The following is an 18,839-nucleotide window of genomic DNA, read 5'->3' as shown; positions in this document are numbered from 1 at the left end:
CAGCACCGTGTTGGGTGTTATCAAAGGCATACGAACTGGTGTGGTAGATAGGGACGGCGACGGCTTTGGTGGTCGGTTCTGGTTCATAGCCTGCATGAATGGCGAGCGTTTCTGGGCGATGCGGTGGGCTCATACATATTCCTTTAATTTAGTTTAATTAGCGGTAAAAAACTCTCTTTTGCATTGTAACGAGTTGCTAATCAGTTTTGCAAATTCACAATAGAGCATTATTGGAACATTAATGCTGTGTTTTGGAATATCTATTCGTGGTGAATTGGCGTTTAAAAGCCCGCGTTTAACACAGAAATACCTCACAAACTATAGCTAATGGAAGTTTTAATTTTTTTTAGATAATCAATCAGGCTTGCTCGGCTTGTTCATTGATTAAATGATCAGTTAAATTTAACATCTCTTGATAGGAATCAAATTTAAGGATAAAGCTAGTAAAATCATTGGTTTGAATGTGAGATAACCGAGTTAAATGTTTTAGCTCATACACCAAACTATTGACAACATCATCATATTGTTTGAGACGTAAAACTTGGGTATCATCTGCTAGTGTTTGTGTCACTATTAGCAAGGTCTTGGCTTTTGTCACTAACTGCTCTTTGTCCAATACCTGACCATATAAGATATCGGTTATAGCCGCGACAGTGGCTCTTTTGGTTGCAATAAAATCATCAACTGTTTGCGTATCCAAACTTAACAGATAGACGGCACGGCTGATAAATTTATGGTATTCATCTTTTACCTTATCAATTTGCTTTGTTAAAAGCACCGTTTCGGTAATATCTACCACGCTGACAAATAGATGAATAGATTTTTTATTCGCGCTCTTAACCACCCGTAAAAATTCAAAATGCAGGTATTTTTTATTGGTAACGCCTGTTTCATCTAAAAGAATCAACTCGACTGTTTTAAGTGGGTTGATATCTTGAATCAACTCTTCATCCACGTTGGATTGGTACAAGTAATTGATAAAATGCTGTGTCGCTGTGATATCTTTTTCGCTGACCATATTTTGTAACAACTGGGGTAATGTCAGCCCAGCTAACTGCTTGCGCCCCAATAACTGCTCTAGTTTTTTGGAATAATGCTCACCAATGACCATTTTATCATCGATGAGAAACAAGCCTTTTTTGACTGTGTTCATGATATCGCGCATATCGGTCTGCGCTTTATCAATCGCCACGTCATCATGATATATCTGTCTGATGGTGTAATGGATAAAAAAGATGATATAGGCTATCAAGGCAAAGAAACTGCAATAGGTCAAATAGCGCGAATAATCTGCGGTACGGTAGGTGTCATTGAGATAAGTGTCATAACCAATATTCATCAACGACCAAATTTTGGCTTGGTTATGATAAGCAAACTCAGCCAATTCAACTTTGCCTTTTTCATCTTGCTCAGAGATTTGCGCGATTCTTTGGCGATAGTCCTGCCAAATAATGGCAAATTCATCCATCGCCGTTTCCTGCTTTGGATAGCGGGACAACTGTGCCATATAGCCGTCTAACTCAGCCGCCTGTTTTTGTAAGGTCTGAATGATCTGTTGTCTATCGTTGTGCGGCGTTATCGTCAGATACTGCGCACCGGTTGCTATCTCAAGCGTCAAATCACTGATATTACCGATGATATCCATATGCTGGGTAGACTGGGTTAAGAAACGCGCAATATATACATTGATAATCACGAACGATAGCACAAACAAACACAGCACCACTAAGCTTTGTAAAAGAAGCCGATACCTTTTGGTACGCACCATATATTGAAACAAGCTATCGTTATTGCTGACTTTCACGTAATTACCCTAGACCAAGATAAATTAGAAAAGATAAATTAGAAAAAATAAATAATAGGTAAAACCTCACCGTTAAATACACAATCTACCAAAAACTTTGAACCTGGTTTGGTTATACTCTTTATAAATCATAAACCCTAGAGAGCAATTCAGACAAAAACACCCTTAAAATAATATCAAATACGCGTAAACTAGCCTGCCAATTTAGTGAAAACAAGTGTAAAAATATCTTTAGCTTGTAAAAAAACCCATAATGACCGTTGTCAGTATGGGTTTAACCAATGATATTAAAGCAGGCGTATTAAAGCCATAGTATCGAGGCAACAGTATCGAAGCCATATGATTAAAACGTTAACTCGTATCTAAATTAGCTTATAGCTGTAACTCACTGATATCTGCAACCGTTAAAAATAACCCACGCACTTTTTTTAGCAGCGCCAACCGATTGGCTTTGAGGTTAGCATCTTCACTATTCACCATCACCTGATCAAAGAAGTCATCCAATGGCTGCTGCAGTGTGGCTAGCGATTGTAAAATCTGGGTGTAGTTGGCGTTGTCAGTGTGTTGGTGAGGCTCAATACTTTGCGCCGCAGTTTGCACTGCTTGATACAATGCTTTTTCGGAAGGTTCTTGTAAATAAGCCGTTTGTACTTGGGTTGCAATCTCACCCTCAGCCTTGGCTAAAATATTGGCAACGCGTTTATTGGCTTCGGCAAGTTGTTTGGCGGGTGGCAAATCACGGAAGGCTTGTACGGCTTTGATACGATGGTCAAAATCCATTGGCACTTGCGGTTGTAGCGCCTGTACCGCCATAATTGTATCCACGCTCACGCCTTGGTCTTCATACATGGCACGGTAGCGCGAATTGATAAACTCCATCACTTGTTTGAAAGTTTTTGGTAAGTCGTCAATTTTGCCTACATAACCCAATAAAGCTTGCTCAAGCAATACTACTAGATTTAGTGGCAGTTGTTTCTCAATCAAAATACGCAGTACCCCAATCGCCGCGCGGCGCAGACTAAACGGGTCTTTTGAACCGGTCGGCGCTTGGTCAATGCCAAAAATACCGACCAGCGTATCCAAACGGTCCGCTAATGCCAGTGCCGTTCCAATATTGGTCGCGGGTAATCTATCGCCGCTAAATTTTGGCAGATATTGCTCTTCAATTGCTGCCGCTACCGCTTCTGGTTCTTGGTTTAAATGTGCATAGTAAGTCCCTGCCACGCCTTGCAATTCTGGAAACTCACCCACTAAGGTACTGGCAAGGTCCGCTTTTGACAGCAAGCCTGCCCGTGCCGTTTGCTCAATGTCTTCGCCAATTTGAGCCGCAATAAAAGCAGCTAGCTTGGCAATACGCTCAGATTTTTCCCAAATTGTCCCTAACTTATCTTGAAATACGCGGGTTTTAAGATTTTCAGTCAGTGCAAATAATGGCTGTTTTTGGTCTTGTAAAAAGAAAAACTCAGCGTCGGCAAGGCGTGGACGTACCACTTTTTCGTTACCGGCAATCACTTGCGCTTTATCTTTACTGTCAATGTTACTGATAAAGATAAAATAAGGCTGTAATTTACCTTGGCTGTCAGTCAAACAAAAATATTTTTGATCCGCCTGCATGGTACTAATCAAGGCCTCTTGTGGCACTTGTAAAAATCGTGGCTCAAAGCTTGCACGTAGCGCTACTGGATAATCGACCAGCGCAGTGACTTCATCAAGCAAATCTTGCGGTACGATAGCGGTCGCACCTACTTCATCGGCAAGCTGTTGGACTTGCGTTTTAATCTGTTGTTGGCGTTTGTCAAAATCAGCGATGACGTGCGCCTCGGCAAGGTTTTGCTCATAGCTGTCCGCCGTGTCAATTCTAACCTTATCAGGATGATGGAAACGATGTCCAAGACTATAACGACCCAGTTCAATGCCCTGCGACCCTGTCTCACCTGACGTTAATCCTTGAATTGTCGCTGATAGCACTTTGTCATCTTTTAGTAGCACCAACCATTTGACAGGGCGAACAAACTCAGAACGCTCTGCGCCACTGCGCATGCGTTTGGCAATCGGTAACTCATCTAAGGCTTTTTGAAAAATACTCGGCAGTAACTCAGCCACAGGCTGACCGATGACATTCATTTCATAGCCGATATAATCGCCTTTATCACCTTTGATGGTAATCAAATCCTTGACGTCAATACCCAAGCCTTGGGCAAACCCTTGTGCCGCTTTGGTTGGATTACCGTCCTTGTCATAGGCAGCTTTGACTGCAGGACCGCGTTTTTGTTCGATTTTATCGGGCTGTTTTTCACTAATTCCTTGAATCTGTAAGGCAAGGCGACGCGGGGCGGCAAAGCTTTTAATGGTATCAAAGCGAATATTGGCATCTTTTAGCGATTGGGTGACATGGTCGTTAAGTGCATCGCGCAATGTTTTTAGATTTTTTGGGGGCAATTCTTCGGTGCCAAGTTCAAATAAAATAGTAGACATGCTAAAGCCTTGTTGATTCAAATAGGGTAAATATAGGCGATTATAGCAGAAATTTAAGCCATAAAAATGCCCCATCAGCGGGGCAAATCAAGAAAACCATCATCATAAAACGAAAATTAAACTTATCGAATGGCGCTTGCCGAAGTCGTTACAGCGGTTGTAGCGACTGGCGTATTGACCGCCGCTTTTGGTTTGGCTTTGGCAGGATTGACGACAAAGTTAATGCCTAACAACAAGAGCGTCACCCCTAAAATCGGGCGCAATTTTTTCTCAGGTAATTTACTGCTCAATAATGTGCCTACAATAATGGCAGGAATCGCGCCAATGAGCAAAAAGGTCAGCATGTGAAAATCCACACTGCCTGACAGCAAATGCCCGAGACCTGCGACCAAAGTTAATAGCACCGCATGCACCACATCCGAGCCGATGATACGAATGAGGGGCAATTGGGGAAAAATTAGCACCAGCGCCATGACGCCAAATGCCCCTGCCCCAACCGACGATAAGGTCACTACTACCCCGAGCAATATGCCCATCAGCACCAATTTATATTTGGGGATTTGGGAGGTGAGGCTGTCAGTTTGGTCATTTTTGCGGTATTTGTCAAAAAACGCCTCGATACGGTTGCGAAAAATCAGCGAAATCCCGGTAATGGTCAACATCACGCCCAATATCAAGGTCATGATTAGTTTGATGGCGTTGATATTACCCAAGTAAGTAGCGACGAGATAATTGGTGACAATAGAGGCTGGAATACTACCAATCGCTAGCCATAGCACGATTGGCCAAACGACATTTGATTTTTTAAAATGTACCACACCACCAAAAAACTTGGAAATAGCGGCGTATAGCAAATCGGTGCCGACAGCAATATGCGGCTCTACTTTTAGCAGTAAAATCAGAATCGGCGTCATCAGTGACCCACCGCCCACACCCGTCACACCTACGCAGAATCCGACAAAAATACCCGCTAAAATAAAATAAAGTTCCACTCACCGCCCCTTGTTACATGGCTTACTTGCTGCGGCTATTGTAGTAGAATAGCGCGTTGTTGCCCTGTGGCGATTTTTGATATAAATATGCGAGATTAGAATATTCTAATGATTTGATATTTTTTATTAGCGTTGACAATAAAATAGGGCAATAAAAAAGGCAATAGAAACTATCTATTGCCTTTTTTAGTTTGACCGTTCAAAAAAATTTTTTCGTCGATGTGATGAAACTATTGTGATTTATCCGCTTCTGTCATCTGTTGTTTTGAAATAGCTTCTTTTGGTAGATATTTTTCTAACGCATCGGCTTTATGTGCGTCATCCGCCAATGGGAAGCCCAATTTGGCGCGCGTTTCTACATAGCTTTGCGCTACCTTACGCGCCAAGGTACGCACACGCAAAATAAAACGCTGACGCTCAGTGACTGAAATCGCCCCACGCGCATCCAACAAGTTAAAGGTATGTGACGCTTTGAGCACCATTTCATACGCAGGCAGCGGCAGATTAAGACCGACCAATTTGTCGGCTTGGCTTTCATAAAAATCAAACAACTCAAACATTTTTGCCACATCGGCATGTTCAAAGTTGTAGGTTGATTGCTCTACTTCATTTTGGTGAAATACATCACCATAGGTGACACGACCAAATTCGCCATCCGTCCATACCAAGTCATATACACTGTCCACGCCTTGGATATACATGGCAAGGCGCTCAAGACCGTACGTGATTTCTCCTGTCACTGGGAAACACTCAATACCACCGACTTGCTGGAAGTAAGTAAACTGGGTAACTTCCATGCCATTGAGCCAAACTTCCCAACCAAGCCCCCAAGCGCCAAGCGTTGGTGATTCCCAGTTGTCTTCTACAAAGCGGACATCATGCGTTAAGGTATCGATACCAATTGCTTTGAGTGACCCCAAGTACAATTCTTGAATATCAGGTGGATTGGGTTTGAGTACCACTTGGAACTGATAATAATGTTGTAAACGGTTTGGGTTGTCGCCATAGCGACCATCCGTGGGACGGCGTGATGGCTGCACATAGGCGGCATGCCAACGCTCTGGACCTAATGCTCGTAAGAAAGTGGCGGTATGAAACGTGCCTGCACCCATTTCCATATCGTAAGGCTGTAACACCACACAGCCTTTTTCTGCCCAATAATTTTGTAAAGTTAAAATCAATTGTTGAAACGTCATCATACGAGAATTACCACTATATAGTCGGTGATTAGGCAAACCGTGTTTATCAAAATAGTTGTCCACGTGATTTTGATAAAACGTCAGTTTTTTTAATTAGTCACATTAAAAATTTAAATTTTTTTGCGTCGCAAATAGCCCTTAAAATAGGCGGTACAATTGCCGAACGATATTTTTACTTAAAACGCCCAAAATAGCAAACTTATCCAATTTTTTAGCTAGATATATAGCCATGATTATTGAGCAAATTAAGGGGTGAGCAAAACTACAAAGCATTAAAACAATATACATTTCGCGACAAATCAGTTACCGCATTTTAGCACTTTTTTACTAGATTTACGAAAATTCCTGTTACCCTTGAACAAGTAATTTCGACGATTGATTGTTAGCTTTTTTTATACCGTTTTAGCCTTTTTAATCGCTTTTTTTTAAGATAAATTAGCCAAATTTGATACGTCATCCATTGTCGTTTTAGTTGGGTTTTGACTTTTAATTTTCATTTTTTACCGCCATAATACCCCGTACAAGCTTTTACTTAATTTATCTTAAGTATTTGTTTTCAATAAATTTTCATGAGGTCAACCATGCTTATTTCGGCAAGTCTATTATTAGCTGCTACGTCGTTAATTTCTAATTGGTTGTTTTTAATCGTTCTAGTGACTGTCGGTATGCTAGCGATTGCGTTTACCCCTTACCGTTTTGTATTGGGCTATTTTATGTTAGGTATGGTGTATTGGATTTCGGTGGAAGGGCTGCATTGGGCAGTGGTCACGCTGTCATCATTGACTGGTACGGATGCGTATGTGGCGGCAATTGGCTTATCGATGATTCCCATTGTGATAGCGTTAAATGGAAAACCCAAGTTCAACAAAGCCGCAAGTCAAGCTGCTACCAACCAAACCATGTTAAAAAGTAGTGTCCAAATGAGTGCTGGTCATCGTCCTGTGGTGTTAGAAAAAGATACCGATTTTCATCAAAACTTTGTTCGTCATGCCTCCGTGTTTGACTCAAAACAGTAATAACAACTCTATCCCCTTATTGCTAATTAGCAGCAAGTTATTTAACCCATCATGTTGATGGGTTCTTTATGCACTTTAGCTTGATAAAAGGTAAAAGATGTTCTGTGTAACACTGCTTAAATACACAAATCAAACGCTTTGATTACAAAAAATGATACTGATATGTTAAACATTACTGTAACTTGGCATCGATGACCTTATAATATGTTGTATAACAAAGCTATTAAATCTTTTGTAATAGCGAATTATAATTGCTTTGAAATGAGTGACTTAAGCATCTTCATTTATTTCAAGACCTTGCGCATTGCAATATCTATAAAATCTATAATTTTGGAGGACACGTATGTTATCTCAATTAACCCAAATCAAATCAGATCCCCTTGACGTATTATTGTTTGCCGTTGGCTTGCGTCTAACCCAACTTGCCAAAATGGGCGATGACAAATTTAAAGGCTTATTGGAAAACCGTAATTTTACCATTCAACTAGGCAGCGACGCGGAACAAACGTCACGTTATTACCAAATCAATAACGGTACTTTTAGCCAACATGCAGGTCCAGCCAAAGAGCCAACGTTGACAATTACCTTTAAAGACTCAATGACGGGTGTAAAATTGCTCACTAAAGGTGAAGCGACGGCATTTATGACGGGCATCCAAAATGGCGATTTAAAAATGTCTGGTGATTATTCACTGCTGATGTGGTTTAACCAAATCGCAAAATTTATTGTGCCAAAAGTACCTGAGCCACTTAAACCTGTGGTTAAACAAGCGAAACCCTTGATTGAAAAAGCCACCCCTTTTGCCAAAGAACTTTGCAGCAAAGCCCTGGCAATGATTGGGAGCGCGAGCGCAGGTAAAGCATCTGGTAGCAGCAAATACTTTAATGAAGCAAATACCAAAGACGTTAATGCTGACAGCGATTCTGAAGCTACGAGGAAATTAGACACCCTTAAGGCGAAAGCGGCTGAAATCAAAGATGATGCGGTGGAAAAATTTGATGAGCTAAAAACCGAAGCTAAAGAAAAAATCGATTCACTTAAAGAAGATGCGAGCGAAAAATTAGCGGATATTAAAGACACTGCTAATGAAAAATTTGGCGAAACCAAAGAAAAACTGGATGAGGTTAAAACGCAAGCGGCTTATAAAATTGACGACGCTAAAGAAACTGCCGCTGAAAAACTTGATGAAGCAAAAGCAGCCAAAGATGATAAACTTGCGGACGCTAAAACCAAGCTGGAAGACGTCAAAGACCAAGCGGCTGAAAAATTAGCCGATGTTAAGAGCTTGGCGGGTGAAAAACTGGACGATGCTAAATCAAAGGTTGAAGAATTAAAAACCCAAGCCGATGACAAACTAGATGCATTAAACGATGAAGCTAAAGAAAAAGTCAGCGAGGCAAAAGATAAAGTCGAACAAGCTAAGCAAAAGCTGACCGACGAAACGACGAGTGATTCTGATGCATCTGATAATAAAGCCATCGAAGAGAAGTATGCAGCAGCTAAAGATACTACTAACGATGAAGATAGTAAGGCTAAAGATAGTACGCCAGATGATGATAGTATCCGTCCTGACAACGTGTTTGCCAAATCAGCGGATAATGACAACTTAACGCCTGCGCTGCGTAAATCGGCTGAAATTGAGGCAAAGCATGCGTCTGATGAGGTCATTGCCGACAATGTCAAAACTAGCGCAGTCACTGATGATAAATCACCCATCACCAATATTTCAATCACTCGTGGTGATAGCTCACAAGACAAATAAGCCATTGTCATTAAATTATAAAAAACAATCACTTTAGGTGGTTGTTTTTTTTTGGTATGATGAGACACCTTTTATCATTTTAAGCTTTGTTTTAATTAGGATTATAGCTGTCATGGCAGACTTATTAGCAATTCAACAATCACAACAACCGATTGGCACCATACTGACCCCCCAAAGCCGCCCAACTCGCGAGCAAATACAAGCTTGGTTTGAACTACCTTTGATGGATTTACTGTTGCTCGCACAAAATAAACTTCGCGAACACTTTCCACCCAATGCGGTACAAGTCAGTACCCTGTTATCAATAAAAACAGGGAATTGTCCTGAAGATTGCGGCTATTGCTCACAGTCAGGACACCATAGCACCGACTTACAACCTGAAAAGAAAATCGAAGTAGAAAAAGCGATTATCGAGGCCAAAAAAGCCAAAGCCGCTGGCTCTAGCCGTTTTTGTATGGGTGCGGCATGGAAGCACCCAAACGATAGAGATATGCCCTATGTGGTTGAGCTCATTAAAGAAGTCAAAGCATTAGGGTTAGAAACTTGTATGACGCTTGGCATGTTATCGGGTAACCAAGCGCAAGTACTTGCTGAAGCGGGACTGGATTACTATAACCACAACCTTGATACCTCACGCGAGTACTACAACCATATCGTCTCCACCCGTAGTTATGATGACCGTCTAACTACCCTTGACCATGTGCGTCAAGCAGGCATAAATATTTGCTCAGGTGGTATCATCGGTATGGGTGAAAGTCGTGATGACCGCATCAACCTGCTGACAGAACTGGCTAATCTGCCAAAACCCCCTGAATCAGTCCCAATCAATATGCTGGTACCCATTGAAGGCACGCCGATTGCAGATCAGCTGCAAGGCACACGCTTGCCTGTGCTTGAGTGGATTCGTACCATTGCTGTCACGCGCCTTGCTTGCCCAACCAGCTATGTGCGTATTGCCGCAGGTCGTGAAGGCTTAACCGATGCCGAGCAAGCCATGTTGTTTATGGCAGGTGCCAATTCTTTCTTTTATGGGAATCGTTTATTGACCACCGATAATGCTACCACCAATCATGATGATCAGTTGATTGCCGATTTAGGGTTGACGGTTGAACAAGCCGAGCCTAGACAAATCCCGGTGACCAATGCGATGAATGGTCGCATCGGGAGTTTGGCTGTCGTTTGATATGCCAAGAAACCGCCGAAGTGGCGGTTTTTTCTTAGATGCTTTAACGATGCTTTAACAGAGTTCAACAGTATGTTAGCCAATTTTGCCCTTCAATCAGCCCTTGATGCACAGCGCCAAAAAGACCTGTATCGTCAACTGACCCCCATTTGTCAAGGGGTGACGCCCACCATTGACATAGATGGCAAAATCTACGTCAACTTTGCCAGCAACGATTATTTGGGACTTGCCACCGACCCGCAACTCATACAAGCGTTTAGCCAAGCTGCAAAAACCATCCAGCAAGTCGGTAGTGGCGCGTCGCACCTGATTACGGGGCATACGCTTTGGCATGAACAGTTGGATACCACCCTTGCCCAAGAGACAGGCTATGAACGGGCATTAACTTTTAGCACAGGGTATATGGCAAATGTCGGTGTGATTCAAGCGTTGTGTGGTAAAGACAGCGTGATTTTTAGCGATAAGCTCAATCATGCCTCCATTGTCGATGGGGCAATCCTTAGCCGTGCCAAAGTCATGCGTTTTGGGCATCGCAATTATAGCCAATTAGAACAGCTACTTTCGCAAAGTAGCGCTAAGCAAAAACTGATTGTCACCGATCATATTTTTAGTATGGATGGTACCATTGCCGATTTGGATGCGCTGCATACGTTAGCTACTCGTTATGAATGCGCCTTGATGGTAGATGATGCCCACGGTTTTGGTTTGCCCTATCAGGCTTATAAAAAAGCCCAACCGCAAGCGGATATCTATATCGGCACCTTTGGTAAAGCGATAGGTACCAGTGGCGCATTTGTCGCAGGTTCGAGTGAGTTGATTGACTATGTGACCAATTTTGCCCGTTCATTTATTTACACCACGGCAATGCCCCCTGTGCTTGCCAGCGTGACTGAAACTAGCATTGCCATGTCGCACACCGATACTTTGCGCAGTGACCAATTACTTGCCAACATCAAACAGCTTAGTCAAGGGCTATTGCAGCAAAATTGGCAAGTAGCTATTGATAATCAAATACCGACCACCGCCATTATTCCTGTGGTCATTGGCAATAATGACAGAACCCTGCAGCTTGCCAACGCGTTAAAATCTCGCGGTTTTTGGGTCTCAGCCATCCGCCCACCTACAGTGCCTGTAGGCACAGCACGGCTCCGCTTTTGCGTGAGTGCTCGTCATAGCGAACAACAAATCTCGGATTTACTTGCCGTCATGCAGACTTTAAAATAACGGCTATTTGCAGACTTTTTTAGGGCAAGTTTATTTAGAGTAAGCTGATTTAGGGCAAGGTTGTTTAGATTAACTTATTTAGGGTAAGCTTGTTGAGTTGCATCATCATCGGGGTAAGCAATGACAGAATATTTTTTATGGTTTAAAGCCTGGCATGTGATTTCATTGGTGTGTTGGTTTGCCGCGATTTTTTATCTACCACGCTTGTTTGTCTATCATGCAATGAGTGCCGATAAAATCAGCCAAGAGCGATTTGCATTGATGGAGCGTAAACTGTATCGCGGCATCATGACACCTGCGATGATTGCCACTTGGATTTTTGGCTTGTGTATGCTACTACCCAATTGGGACAGTTATAAAACCCAAGTTTGGCTACATATCAAGCTAGCCTGCGTCATTGCGTTGACGGTATATCATGTGGCTTGCGGTCGATTTCGCTTAAAACTGATTGATAACCCTAATTATAAAACCCATGTTTTTTGGCGGTGGTTTAATGAGGTGCCTGTGTTTATTTTGGTCGCCGTGGTGATTTTGGTGATTGTTAAACCGCAATTTGGCGCGTAATCATTTTGACACTTCATAGGTTAAATCACAGCGCAAGGGCTCAATCATAGAAGGTTGCCATGATTGCCTGCGCTATGTTCGGTGAGCGCAAGGTGTAAATACGGGTCAAGGTCAGCTTGTTTGAGCAGCCAATCGACATAATCAGCCGGCAAGTCCTTAATGGCAACCCCTTTATGTTTGCCAAAGCGCATTACCGTGGGTTTTCGGGCATGTTCACTGGCTTGATACAGCTGAGCCATATCGGTGATGCGATGCTGATAGCAGATAGCTTTTAATACCAAAAAGGTAAACCAAATATCGTATTTGGCACCATGCGCGAATTTGATATTTTTTTTGGCAACCTGCGGCTCAAAAAAACACAGTAGCGCACCCAAACTATGACTATCTAACTGCGGGAAAAAATGCCGTGCCAGTGCCAAAGTGCAAATACGCTTGATGTTTGATAAATCACAGTTGGCATTGGTGAGCACGTCAGCATCAAAGTCGATATTGTGCCCAATCAGATACTCGCAGTCTTTTGGTAACTCAAAATCAGTATGCGGCGGCTTGTCTGCCACATCGTCGTCAAAAATCCCTGTGATGGCTTGGCTGCCCAAAGTAATTTTTTTGTGTGGGTTAAAGCGCTGCTCAAAGGCGTTGTGGGTCTGTAGTATCAGCTCGCCTGCTGGACTAAACACCACGCCAATGTAGGCGATTTCGGTCGCATGTGGCTCAACCAATCCATGCGCTTCTGTATCTAAAATATAACTACTCATAACCTTAAAACTTACTAAATCGCTCAATTCATTAGTTGTAGACAATCATCATACACGATTTGGCGATAGCTTCCTTAGGTTTTCAGTATCTTGAGTTTTCGCTATCCTAGGTTTTAAGTATCTTATTTTCAGTATCTTGGGTGCACCAACCGCTGGGTAAAATTTTTGCTTGGGATTTTTTGCTTCACTAACCCTGTTAAATTAGCCAGCTTAGCCAATAAGGGCGCCAACTCAACCAACAAGGGTATGGGTCTCAGGATAACGAATCCGGGTCGGTTTAGGGGTGGCGATAAAATACGCCAAGGTTAACGGTCCAAGACGCCCCATATACATCATAAACATAATCACACATTGCCCAGGCTCACTCAATATCGGGGTAAAATTTCGCGATAAGCCGACGGTTGACGATGCCGATATCACTTCAAATAAGATATCAACCAAATGCCCTTCTGGCTCACATATGGTTAAAATAAACGCCGCTAAAGCAATCATCAAAATCGAGGTGCTCATCACCGCAAACGATTTTTTTACCAAATGATCAGAGATAGCACGATGAAAAATCGTCACTTGCGGGTGCTGACGCAAATATGCCCTAGTCGATGCTAGGATAACCACAAAGGTACCGATTTTAATACCGCCACCTGTGGACATTGAGCCTGCGCCAATAAACATCAATATAAAAGTCAATAACGTACTGGCATCTGTCACTTGGCTATAATCAATATTATTAAAGCCTGCGGTACGTGACGTCACCGCCATAAACCAAGACGCAAACCACTGCCCAGCTTCGCTCAATCCGCCAATCGTTTTGGCGTTATGACGCTCAAGTAACCAATACAGCATACAACCGATGACATTGAGCGCTAGCGTGCCCAAAACCATGACTTTGGTGTGCAGGGTAAATTTTTGCCAGCGCTTGTGTTTGATGATATCTAAAATCACCAAAAACCCGATACCGCCCGTGATAATAAGCAAGCTTATGATAAAACTAATCATCGGCTGGTGCACATAGGCAGTCATATTGTTGCCATTTAGCGCAAAACCTGCATTGTTAAACGCTGAAATACACAGAAAAAACGCTTCATACATCGCATCTTTTAGCCCTTTTAGCGGTGCTAAAAATAGCGTTAACCCTAAAAAACCCAAGCTCTCGGTGATAAAGGCAATTTTGATTACCGCTTTGGCTGTACTGCCAATTTGGTTGCTATGAGTACCCAACGCTTCTTGCGCCGTGATTGAGCCTGATAACCCCATTTTACCTTGCAAACTGGTCAATACCAAAATTGCAAAGGTCATAAAGCCTAGACCACCAAATTGAATCAGCGCGGCAATCACCAGTTGTCCAAACGTGGTATAGTTAGCGGTATCTACGACATTTAGCCCTGTGACAGTCACCGCAGACGTCGCAGTAAAGGCTGCCGCTAGGATACTAATCGGTTGAATTGTTGCGATTGGCAATGACAGTAAAACCGTCCCCATCACGATTAACGCTAAAAACCCCAAGGACAAAATCGCAGGCGAAGACAACTGCAGTCCCTGTTTGGTAGGTGGCTCTAGGTCGTGAGCACTGGGTTTTGATTTATCAACAATCTTTGGTTTGTCGCCTTTTTTGACTTCACGAAACGGCATATCTACAATTACCTTTTTTGCGTGAATAGCGGGCTAAATAGCCGTTTGCCGAATGGCTTTGGCAAGGCGACGCAGCGCCTGGGTATCACCACCCACCACCAATTTATCCCCACCTTGAAAGAAAAAGCCATCGGGTAATTGGTTAAAGATTTGCTGGTTGCGTTTTAGCATGATAAAGGTAATATCAGGATGGCTGTGCTGTACATCCGACCACGGATGCCCTCGCCACTGCTCAGGTGGGTCTAGGCGAACCAAAAACTGCTCGTCACCCAATGCCATGTATTGTTTGACCATCGGATAGTTCATCTTTTGGGCAATACGAATCCCCATGTCTTGTTCGGGGTGAATGATATTATTCACCCCTAAGCTTTGTAGGATTTGGTGATGGGAGTCGGTTTTGGCTTTCACCCATAGGTTTTGTACGTTCAGGCTTAGTAGGTTGAGTGTACATAGCAAGCTGGCTTCAAGGTTATCACCAATGCTGACGAGCACGCCGTCGAAACTTGCAAGGTCAAGCTCTTCTATGGTGTCTTTGTCGGTGGCATCAGCAATCACGGCACGGGTGACATGTTCACTGATGTCATCGACCAGTTTTTCATCAATATCAATCGCTAGGACTTGGTTGCCCAATTTTTCAAGCTCTTTAGCGCAGGTAATACCAAAAACACCCAGTCCAATAATGGCAAATTGCATTTTGATTTTTCCTTTCTTAGCCCATTTCTTGAGCAATTTTTTTTAAATCATCAATACAGATAACATATTTTCTTATTATTTTTTAGCACGCTGACGACTGGCTTCATACAGCACCATGCCAGTGGCGACACTGACATTTAAGCTTTGGATTTGTCCATGTTCATTGCCGGGCATCGGGATATAAACCAGCTGGTCGCAGGTATCTGCGGTCAAACGGCGAATACCGTCACCTTCTGAACCCATCACAATCGCCACATCACCTGTCAAATCACAGTCTTGCACGGGCTTTGCCGTGTCATCAAGTGCCGTACCAAACACAAACACCCCTTGTTTTTTGATGTCAGTGAGGGTACGCGCAAGATTAGTGACTTGGATAAAAGGCATTAATTCCACCGCACCGACGGCGACTTTTGCCACGGCTGGGGTAATGCTTGAGCTATGATTTTTGGGAATAATGACGGCTGAGACGCCCATTGCCACGGCGGTACGCAAACACGCGCCAAGGTTGTTCGGGTCAGTGATTTGATCAAGCACCAGTAGTAATAGCGGTTTTCGCTCGGTTTGGTGTTTGTCGACGAGGTATTTGAGATCTGCCTCATCTTGGAGTTCAGCAGGGCGGGCTTGCAATACCACGCCTTGATGCTGCGGACTTTCTGCAAGTTTGGTGAGTTTGTCTTTGGCGCTGATTTGTATCGCAATCCCATAAGTTTGGGCAAGCTCGGTGATGTTGGCTACCGTGGCATCATCTTGTTTTTTACCGCCTTGAATAAAGAGTGTCAACCCATCGATACCGCGGTGTTGCAAGATGGATTGCACGGCATGAATGCCATAAAAATAACTCGGTTTTGCCATGATTGATGACCCTTTTTTTCGATTTTATATTTGCCTTGCCGCTAGCCTTCTAGGTGGCAAATGTACTGCACGACTGCTTCATTACGTAGCTCATAACTGCTATGCCCTTCGACCAAGAATGCTTGACCGGCACGGTAATAGGTAAATTCTTCCTCGCCTGCCAGTTTGACTTCACACTCGCCTGCCAAGATTTCGATACGTTCAGATGAGTCGGTTTTAAATTCATAGGCGGGCACATTGGCATCACAAGGTAGCACGATTCCTAGCATTTTTTTGCGTCCATCTTCAAACCAAACGGTCCGACTAAAAGTACGACCTTCATAGTAAACATTCGCTATTTTTTCTACCGATACATGGTCGAAACGATTAGGTGACGTCATGAGATTCTCCTTAAAATACACAGTCAGTTGACTTGATAACGCTGCCTTGTTATAAAAAATTATAAAGAATTATAAAGATGGGCAGGTCGTTTTGCGGCAACCCGCTTTTTTTAGTCGACAAATGGGTTTTATAATCAAACGCAGTCCGTGACTTGTCGCAATCAGCCAATGGTATTGCTAATATATTGTTAACGGTTGATAAAAAATTATGTTCCGTTATCCTTATGCAGACGTTGTTTAGACCAATAGGATATCATCAAATTTAGTCAACTTTTATGACAATCTATTATAACAACCTATGTTTTATGACAATCGATGAAACCGCCCTCAACTTCACTGGGCGAAGATTGCTAGACACAGATACCCATCAAAGATAGCCAGCTGACGGAAATTTGGATTTTTGCGTTGCTTATTTTGTAATTGTCCCAATTATGCTATTGTTTAGTGTGAAACAGCTAGATGGAATTTTTACTGATTTTTGAAGACTTGTCTAGGATTATTGTGAGCTTTTCATGACAAGGTTACAATAAAGTTTTTGCAAATTCGACCGCCAATGTGCCACTCTTAACATCAATGATAGGATTGATATGCTGACACAGTTAACCTTACAAAATTTAGCACTCGTCACTAATGCTGAGGTTGAGATGAATGCTGGATTTAACATTATCACTGGCGAGACAGGTGCTGGTAAATCACTATTGCTTGACGCCTTAACCTTGTGCGTGGGTGGTCGTAGTGACGCAGGTTTGATTCGGCATGGACAGACCACGGCAGACGCTTTTGCAGAATTTAATATCGGTCAATTACCCGAAGTCATGGCATGGCTGGGTGAGCAAAATTACCCATTTGAAGACGATACGCTGCTGATTCGCCGGCAACTTGCCAACCAAAACGGTACGCTTCGTAGTAAAGCTTGGCTCAATGGCATGCCCATTAGTATGAATGAGCTTAAAATTTTGGGTGGGCTACTGGTCAATATTCACAGCCAACATGCCCAGCAAAGTTTGCTTCGTCCGCAATTTGTGATGGAATGGCTTGATAGCGCCACGGGATTAAATAGCCAAGCAAGCGACGTTAAACAAGCGTTTTTGCAGTACGAACGGCTTAAATCACAAGCCGCGCAGCACGCCAAAGATGAGCAATTGCGCCAGCAGCAAATTCAGCTATTGAGCAATCAATTAGCCGATATTGAGCCAATTGCCACTGTCTTATACAGTGAACTTGAAGCTGAATACGATGAATTATCTAACCTTGAAAACCTCATGCAGCAAGCCGCTTTGTCGGTGCAATTACTCGATAATGACAGCGATGAGCCCGATGTGGTAAGCCTGCTTAATCGGGCGATTAAACTGTGTGAAGCGCAGACCGAGCTTAGCCAAACCTATGCTGATTGTGTTGAACAGTTGTACTCAGCACATACCCAAATCGCTGAAGTCGCTAGCACCCTGAGCAATTATGCTGAGGGGCAAAGCCTTGACCCCAAGCGGTTAGCACTACTTGATGAGCAGTTATCGACGTTCCACCGATTGGCGCGTAAATATCACACCACGCCGGAAAGCCTTGTTGAAGACAGCCAAGCATGGCAACAGCAATTAGATGATTTGCAATCGGTGATGTCGCCTGAAGCGATGGCAGAGCAAATTGAAGAAGCTTATCAAGCCTACTTGCAAAAAGCCCAAGCGTTGGATGACAGTCGCCAAGCCAATGCCACGACGTTAGCTGAAGCCCTAGTCGCACGGTTAAAAGCATTGGCATTGCCCAATGTGCAAGCGGCATTTGAATTTACCCCACTTGATAAACCGCAAAGTATCGGGTTATCGCAAATTGAACTGCTATTTAGTGCCAATGTCGGTATGCCGATGCAACCGATTCACAAAATTGCCTCAGGCGGTGAATTATCACGGCTAGCCCTTATCATGCAAGTCATTGATGCGCAAGGTCTTTGCCGTAATACGACGACCGATATGGCAACCACCACCCGTCAGCTATTGGTATTTGATGAAGTGGATGTGGGTATCAGTGGTGGCACGGCGCAAGTGGTGGGCGAGTTACTGCGTGAACTGGGTGCAGAACAACAAATCATTGCGATCACTCACCAATCGCAAGTCGCGGCACAAGCCCATCAGCATATTTTGGTGTACAAAACCCAGCAAGAGAAAGCGCAGTCTCACTTAAAAATCCTGTCGGGCGATGACCAAGTGCAGGAATTAGCGCGCATGTCGGGCGGGGTCAATATCACCAAAGACACGCTCAAACACGCGCGCAGTTTGCTAGCAAGTCGCCGTGTCAGTTAATTTAATATCGCCTGTCG

General features: G+C 43.3%; 16 protein-coding genes. 6 read left to right on the top strand and 10 right to left on the bottom strand.

Features of this window, described 5'->3' with window-relative positions:
* From RT064_RS04515 to glyQ, 5 genes are all read right to left on the bottom strand, one after another.
* Positions 1-133 (bottom strand): PLP-dependent transferase (locus RT064_RS04515; RefSeq protein WP_313061981.1); only part of this gene is annotated, 133 nt, incomplete at its 3' end.
* Positions 134-358: 225 nt separating this feature from the next.
* Positions 359-1,804, bottom strand: a complete 1,446-nt coding sequence (locus tag RT064_RS04510; protein ID WP_313061956.1) for a hypothetical protein — start codon at positions 1,802-1,804, stop codon at positions 359-361.
* Positions 1,805-2,176: 372 nt separating this feature from the next.
* Positions 2,177-4,279, bottom strand: coding sequence for a glycine--tRNA ligase subunit beta (gene glyS / locus RT064_RS04505; protein WP_313061953.1), 2,103 nt, complete (start codon positions 4,277-4,279; stop codon positions 2,177-2,179).
* Positions 4,280-4,401: 122 nt separating this feature from the next.
* The gene (locus RT064_RS04500) at positions 4,402-5,271 is read right to left on the bottom strand and encodes a sulfite exporter TauE/SafE family protein (RefSeq protein WP_313061950.1); all 870 of its coding nucleotides are present in this window, start codon (positions 5,269-5,271) and stop codon (positions 4,402-4,404) included.
* A 230-nt stretch (positions 5,272-5,501) separates the two neighbouring features.
* Complete coding sequence (glyQ, locus tag RT064_RS04495) at positions 5,502-6,467, bottom strand: glycine--tRNA ligase subunit alpha (protein ID WP_065263241.1); 966 nt, start codon at positions 6,465-6,467, stop codon at positions 5,502-5,504.
* Positions 6,468-7,039: 572 nt separating this feature from the next.
* Here glyQ and aciT point away from each other — a divergent pair.
* The 5 genes from aciT to hemJ all read left to right on the top strand — a co-directional run bounded on the left by aciT (position 7,040) and on the right by hemJ (position 12,219).
* On the top strand, positions 7,040-7,486 hold the full coding sequence (gene aciT / locus RT064_RS04490) for an AciT family ciprofloxacin tolerance protein (RefSeq protein ID WP_313061947.1): 447 nt from the start codon (positions 7,040-7,042) through the stop codon (positions 7,484-7,486).
* Between the two features lie 343 nt (positions 7,487-7,829).
* Entirely contained in the window at positions 7,830-9,248 is a 1,419-nt protein-coding gene (locus tag RT064_RS04485; RefSeq protein ID WP_313061945.1) for a hypothetical protein, read from the top strand.
* 112 nt (positions 9,249-9,360) lie between these two features.
* Positions 9,361-10,431, top strand: coding sequence for a biotin synthase BioB (gene bioB, locus RT064_RS04480; protein WP_313061943.1), 1,071 nt, complete (start codon positions 9,361-9,363; stop codon positions 10,429-10,431).
* Between the two features lie 72 nt (positions 10,432-10,503).
* Positions 10,504-11,655, top strand: a complete 1,152-nt coding sequence (locus tag RT064_RS04475) for an aminotransferase class I/II-fold pyridoxal phosphate-dependent enzyme (RefSeq protein WP_313061941.1) — start codon at positions 10,504-10,506, stop codon at positions 11,653-11,655.
* 120 nt (positions 11,656-11,775) lie between these two features.
* Positions 11,776-12,219, top strand: coding sequence for a protoporphyrinogen oxidase HemJ (gene hemJ / locus RT064_RS04470; RefSeq protein WP_007115035.1), 444 nt, complete (start codon positions 11,776-11,778; stop codon positions 12,217-12,219).
* 44 nt (positions 12,220-12,263) lie between these two features.
* Here the strand turns inward: hemJ and RT064_RS04465 are convergent, their stop codons facing one another.
* The 5 genes from RT064_RS04465 to ppnP all read right to left on the bottom strand — a co-directional run bounded on the left by RT064_RS04465 (position 12,264) and on the right by ppnP (position 16,528).
* Positions 12,264-12,974 (bottom strand): exonuclease domain-containing protein, encoded by a 711-nt coding sequence (locus RT064_RS04465; RefSeq protein WP_313061937.1) that lies wholly within the window; start codon positions 12,972-12,974, stop codon positions 12,264-12,266.
* Positions 12,975-13,205: 231 nt separating this feature from the next.
* Complete coding sequence (locus tag RT064_RS04460; RefSeq protein ID WP_313061935.1) at positions 13,206-14,603, bottom strand: TrkH family potassium uptake protein; 1,398 nt, start codon at positions 14,601-14,603, stop codon at positions 13,206-13,208.
* 33 nt (positions 14,604-14,636) lie between these two features.
* Positions 14,637-15,296 (bottom strand): potassium channel family protein, encoded by a 660-nt coding sequence (locus RT064_RS04455; RefSeq protein ID WP_313061933.1) that lies wholly within the window; start codon positions 15,294-15,296, stop codon positions 14,637-14,639.
* Between the two features lie 75 nt (positions 15,297-15,371).
* A complete protein-coding gene (gene rlmB / locus RT064_RS04450) occupies positions 15,372-16,148 on the bottom strand; it encodes a 23S rRNA (guanosine(2251)-2'-O)-methyltransferase RlmB (protein ID WP_313061931.1) in 777 nt (258 codons plus the stop codon).
* Positions 16,149-16,189: 41 nt separating this feature from the next.
* Positions 16,190-16,528 (bottom strand): pyrimidine/purine nucleoside phosphorylase, encoded by a 339-nt coding sequence (ppnP, locus tag RT064_RS04445; protein ID WP_313061927.1) that lies wholly within the window; start codon positions 16,526-16,528, stop codon positions 16,190-16,192.
* Between the two features lie 587 nt (positions 16,529-17,115).
* Here ppnP and recN point away from each other — a divergent pair.
* On the top strand, positions 17,116-18,822 hold the full coding sequence (gene recN, locus RT064_RS04440) for a DNA repair protein RecN (protein ID WP_313061921.1): 1,707 nt from the start codon (positions 17,116-17,118) through the stop codon (positions 18,820-18,822).
* Positions 18,823-18,839 lie beyond the last annotated feature (17 nt).

This window comes from Moraxella sp. CTOTU49097, assembly GCF_032064105.1.
Taxonomy (GTDB): domain Bacteria; phylum Pseudomonadota; class Gammaproteobacteria; order Pseudomonadales; family Moraxellaceae; genus Faucicola; species Faucicola osloensis_B.
Note: the sequence above shows the minus strand (reverse complement) of the source record. Positions and strands in the feature narration are given on the sequence as shown.

Bases quoted from the DNA above. Each gene is read 5' to 3' on its own strand.
- RT064_RS04460 (WP_313061935.1), bottom strand. From the start codon at position 14,603: ATGCCGTTTCGTGAAGTCAAAAAAGGCGACAAACCAAAGATTGTTGAT.
- aciT (WP_313061947.1), top strand. From the start codon at position 7,040: ATGAGGTCAACCATGCTTATTTCGGCAAGTCTATTATTAGCTGCTACG.
- glyQ (WP_065263241.1), bottom strand. From the start codon at position 6,467: ATGACGTTTCAACAATTGATTTTAACTTTACAAAATTATTGGGCAGAA.
- RT064_RS04475 (WP_313061941.1), top strand. From the start codon at position 10,504: ATGTTAGCCAATTTTGCCCTTCAATCAGCCCTTGATGCACAGCGCCAA.
- RT064_RS04485 (WP_313061945.1), top strand. From the start codon at position 7,830: ATGTTATCTCAATTAACCCAAATCAAATCAGATCCCCTTGACGTATTA.
- recN (WP_313061921.1), top strand. From the start codon at position 17,116: ATGCTGACACAGTTAACCTTACAAAATTTAGCACTCGTCACTAATGCT.
- hemJ (WP_007115035.1), top strand. From the start codon at position 11,776: ATGACAGAATATTTTTTATGGTTTAAAGCCTGGCATGTGATTTCATTG.
- rlmB (WP_313061931.1), bottom strand. From the start codon at position 16,148: ATGGCAAAACCGAGTTATTTTTATGGCATTCATGCCGTGCAATCCATC.
- bioB (WP_313061943.1), top strand. From the start codon at position 9,361: ATGGCAGACTTATTAGCAATTCAACAATCACAACAACCGATTGGCACC.
- RT064_RS04465 (WP_313061937.1), bottom strand. From the start codon at position 12,974: ATGAGTAGTTATATTTTAGATACAGAAGCGCATGGATTGGTTGAGCCA.
- glyS (WP_313061953.1), bottom strand. From the start codon at position 4,279: ATGTCTACTATTTTATTTGAACTTGGCACCGAAGAATTGCCCCCAAAA.
- ppnP (WP_313061927.1), bottom strand. From the start codon at position 16,528: ATGACGTCACCTAATCGTTTCGACCATGTATCGGTAGAAAAAATAGCG.
- RT064_RS04455 (WP_313061933.1), bottom strand. From the start codon at position 15,296: ATGCAATTTGCCATTATTGGACTGGGTGTTTTTGGTATTACCTGCGCT.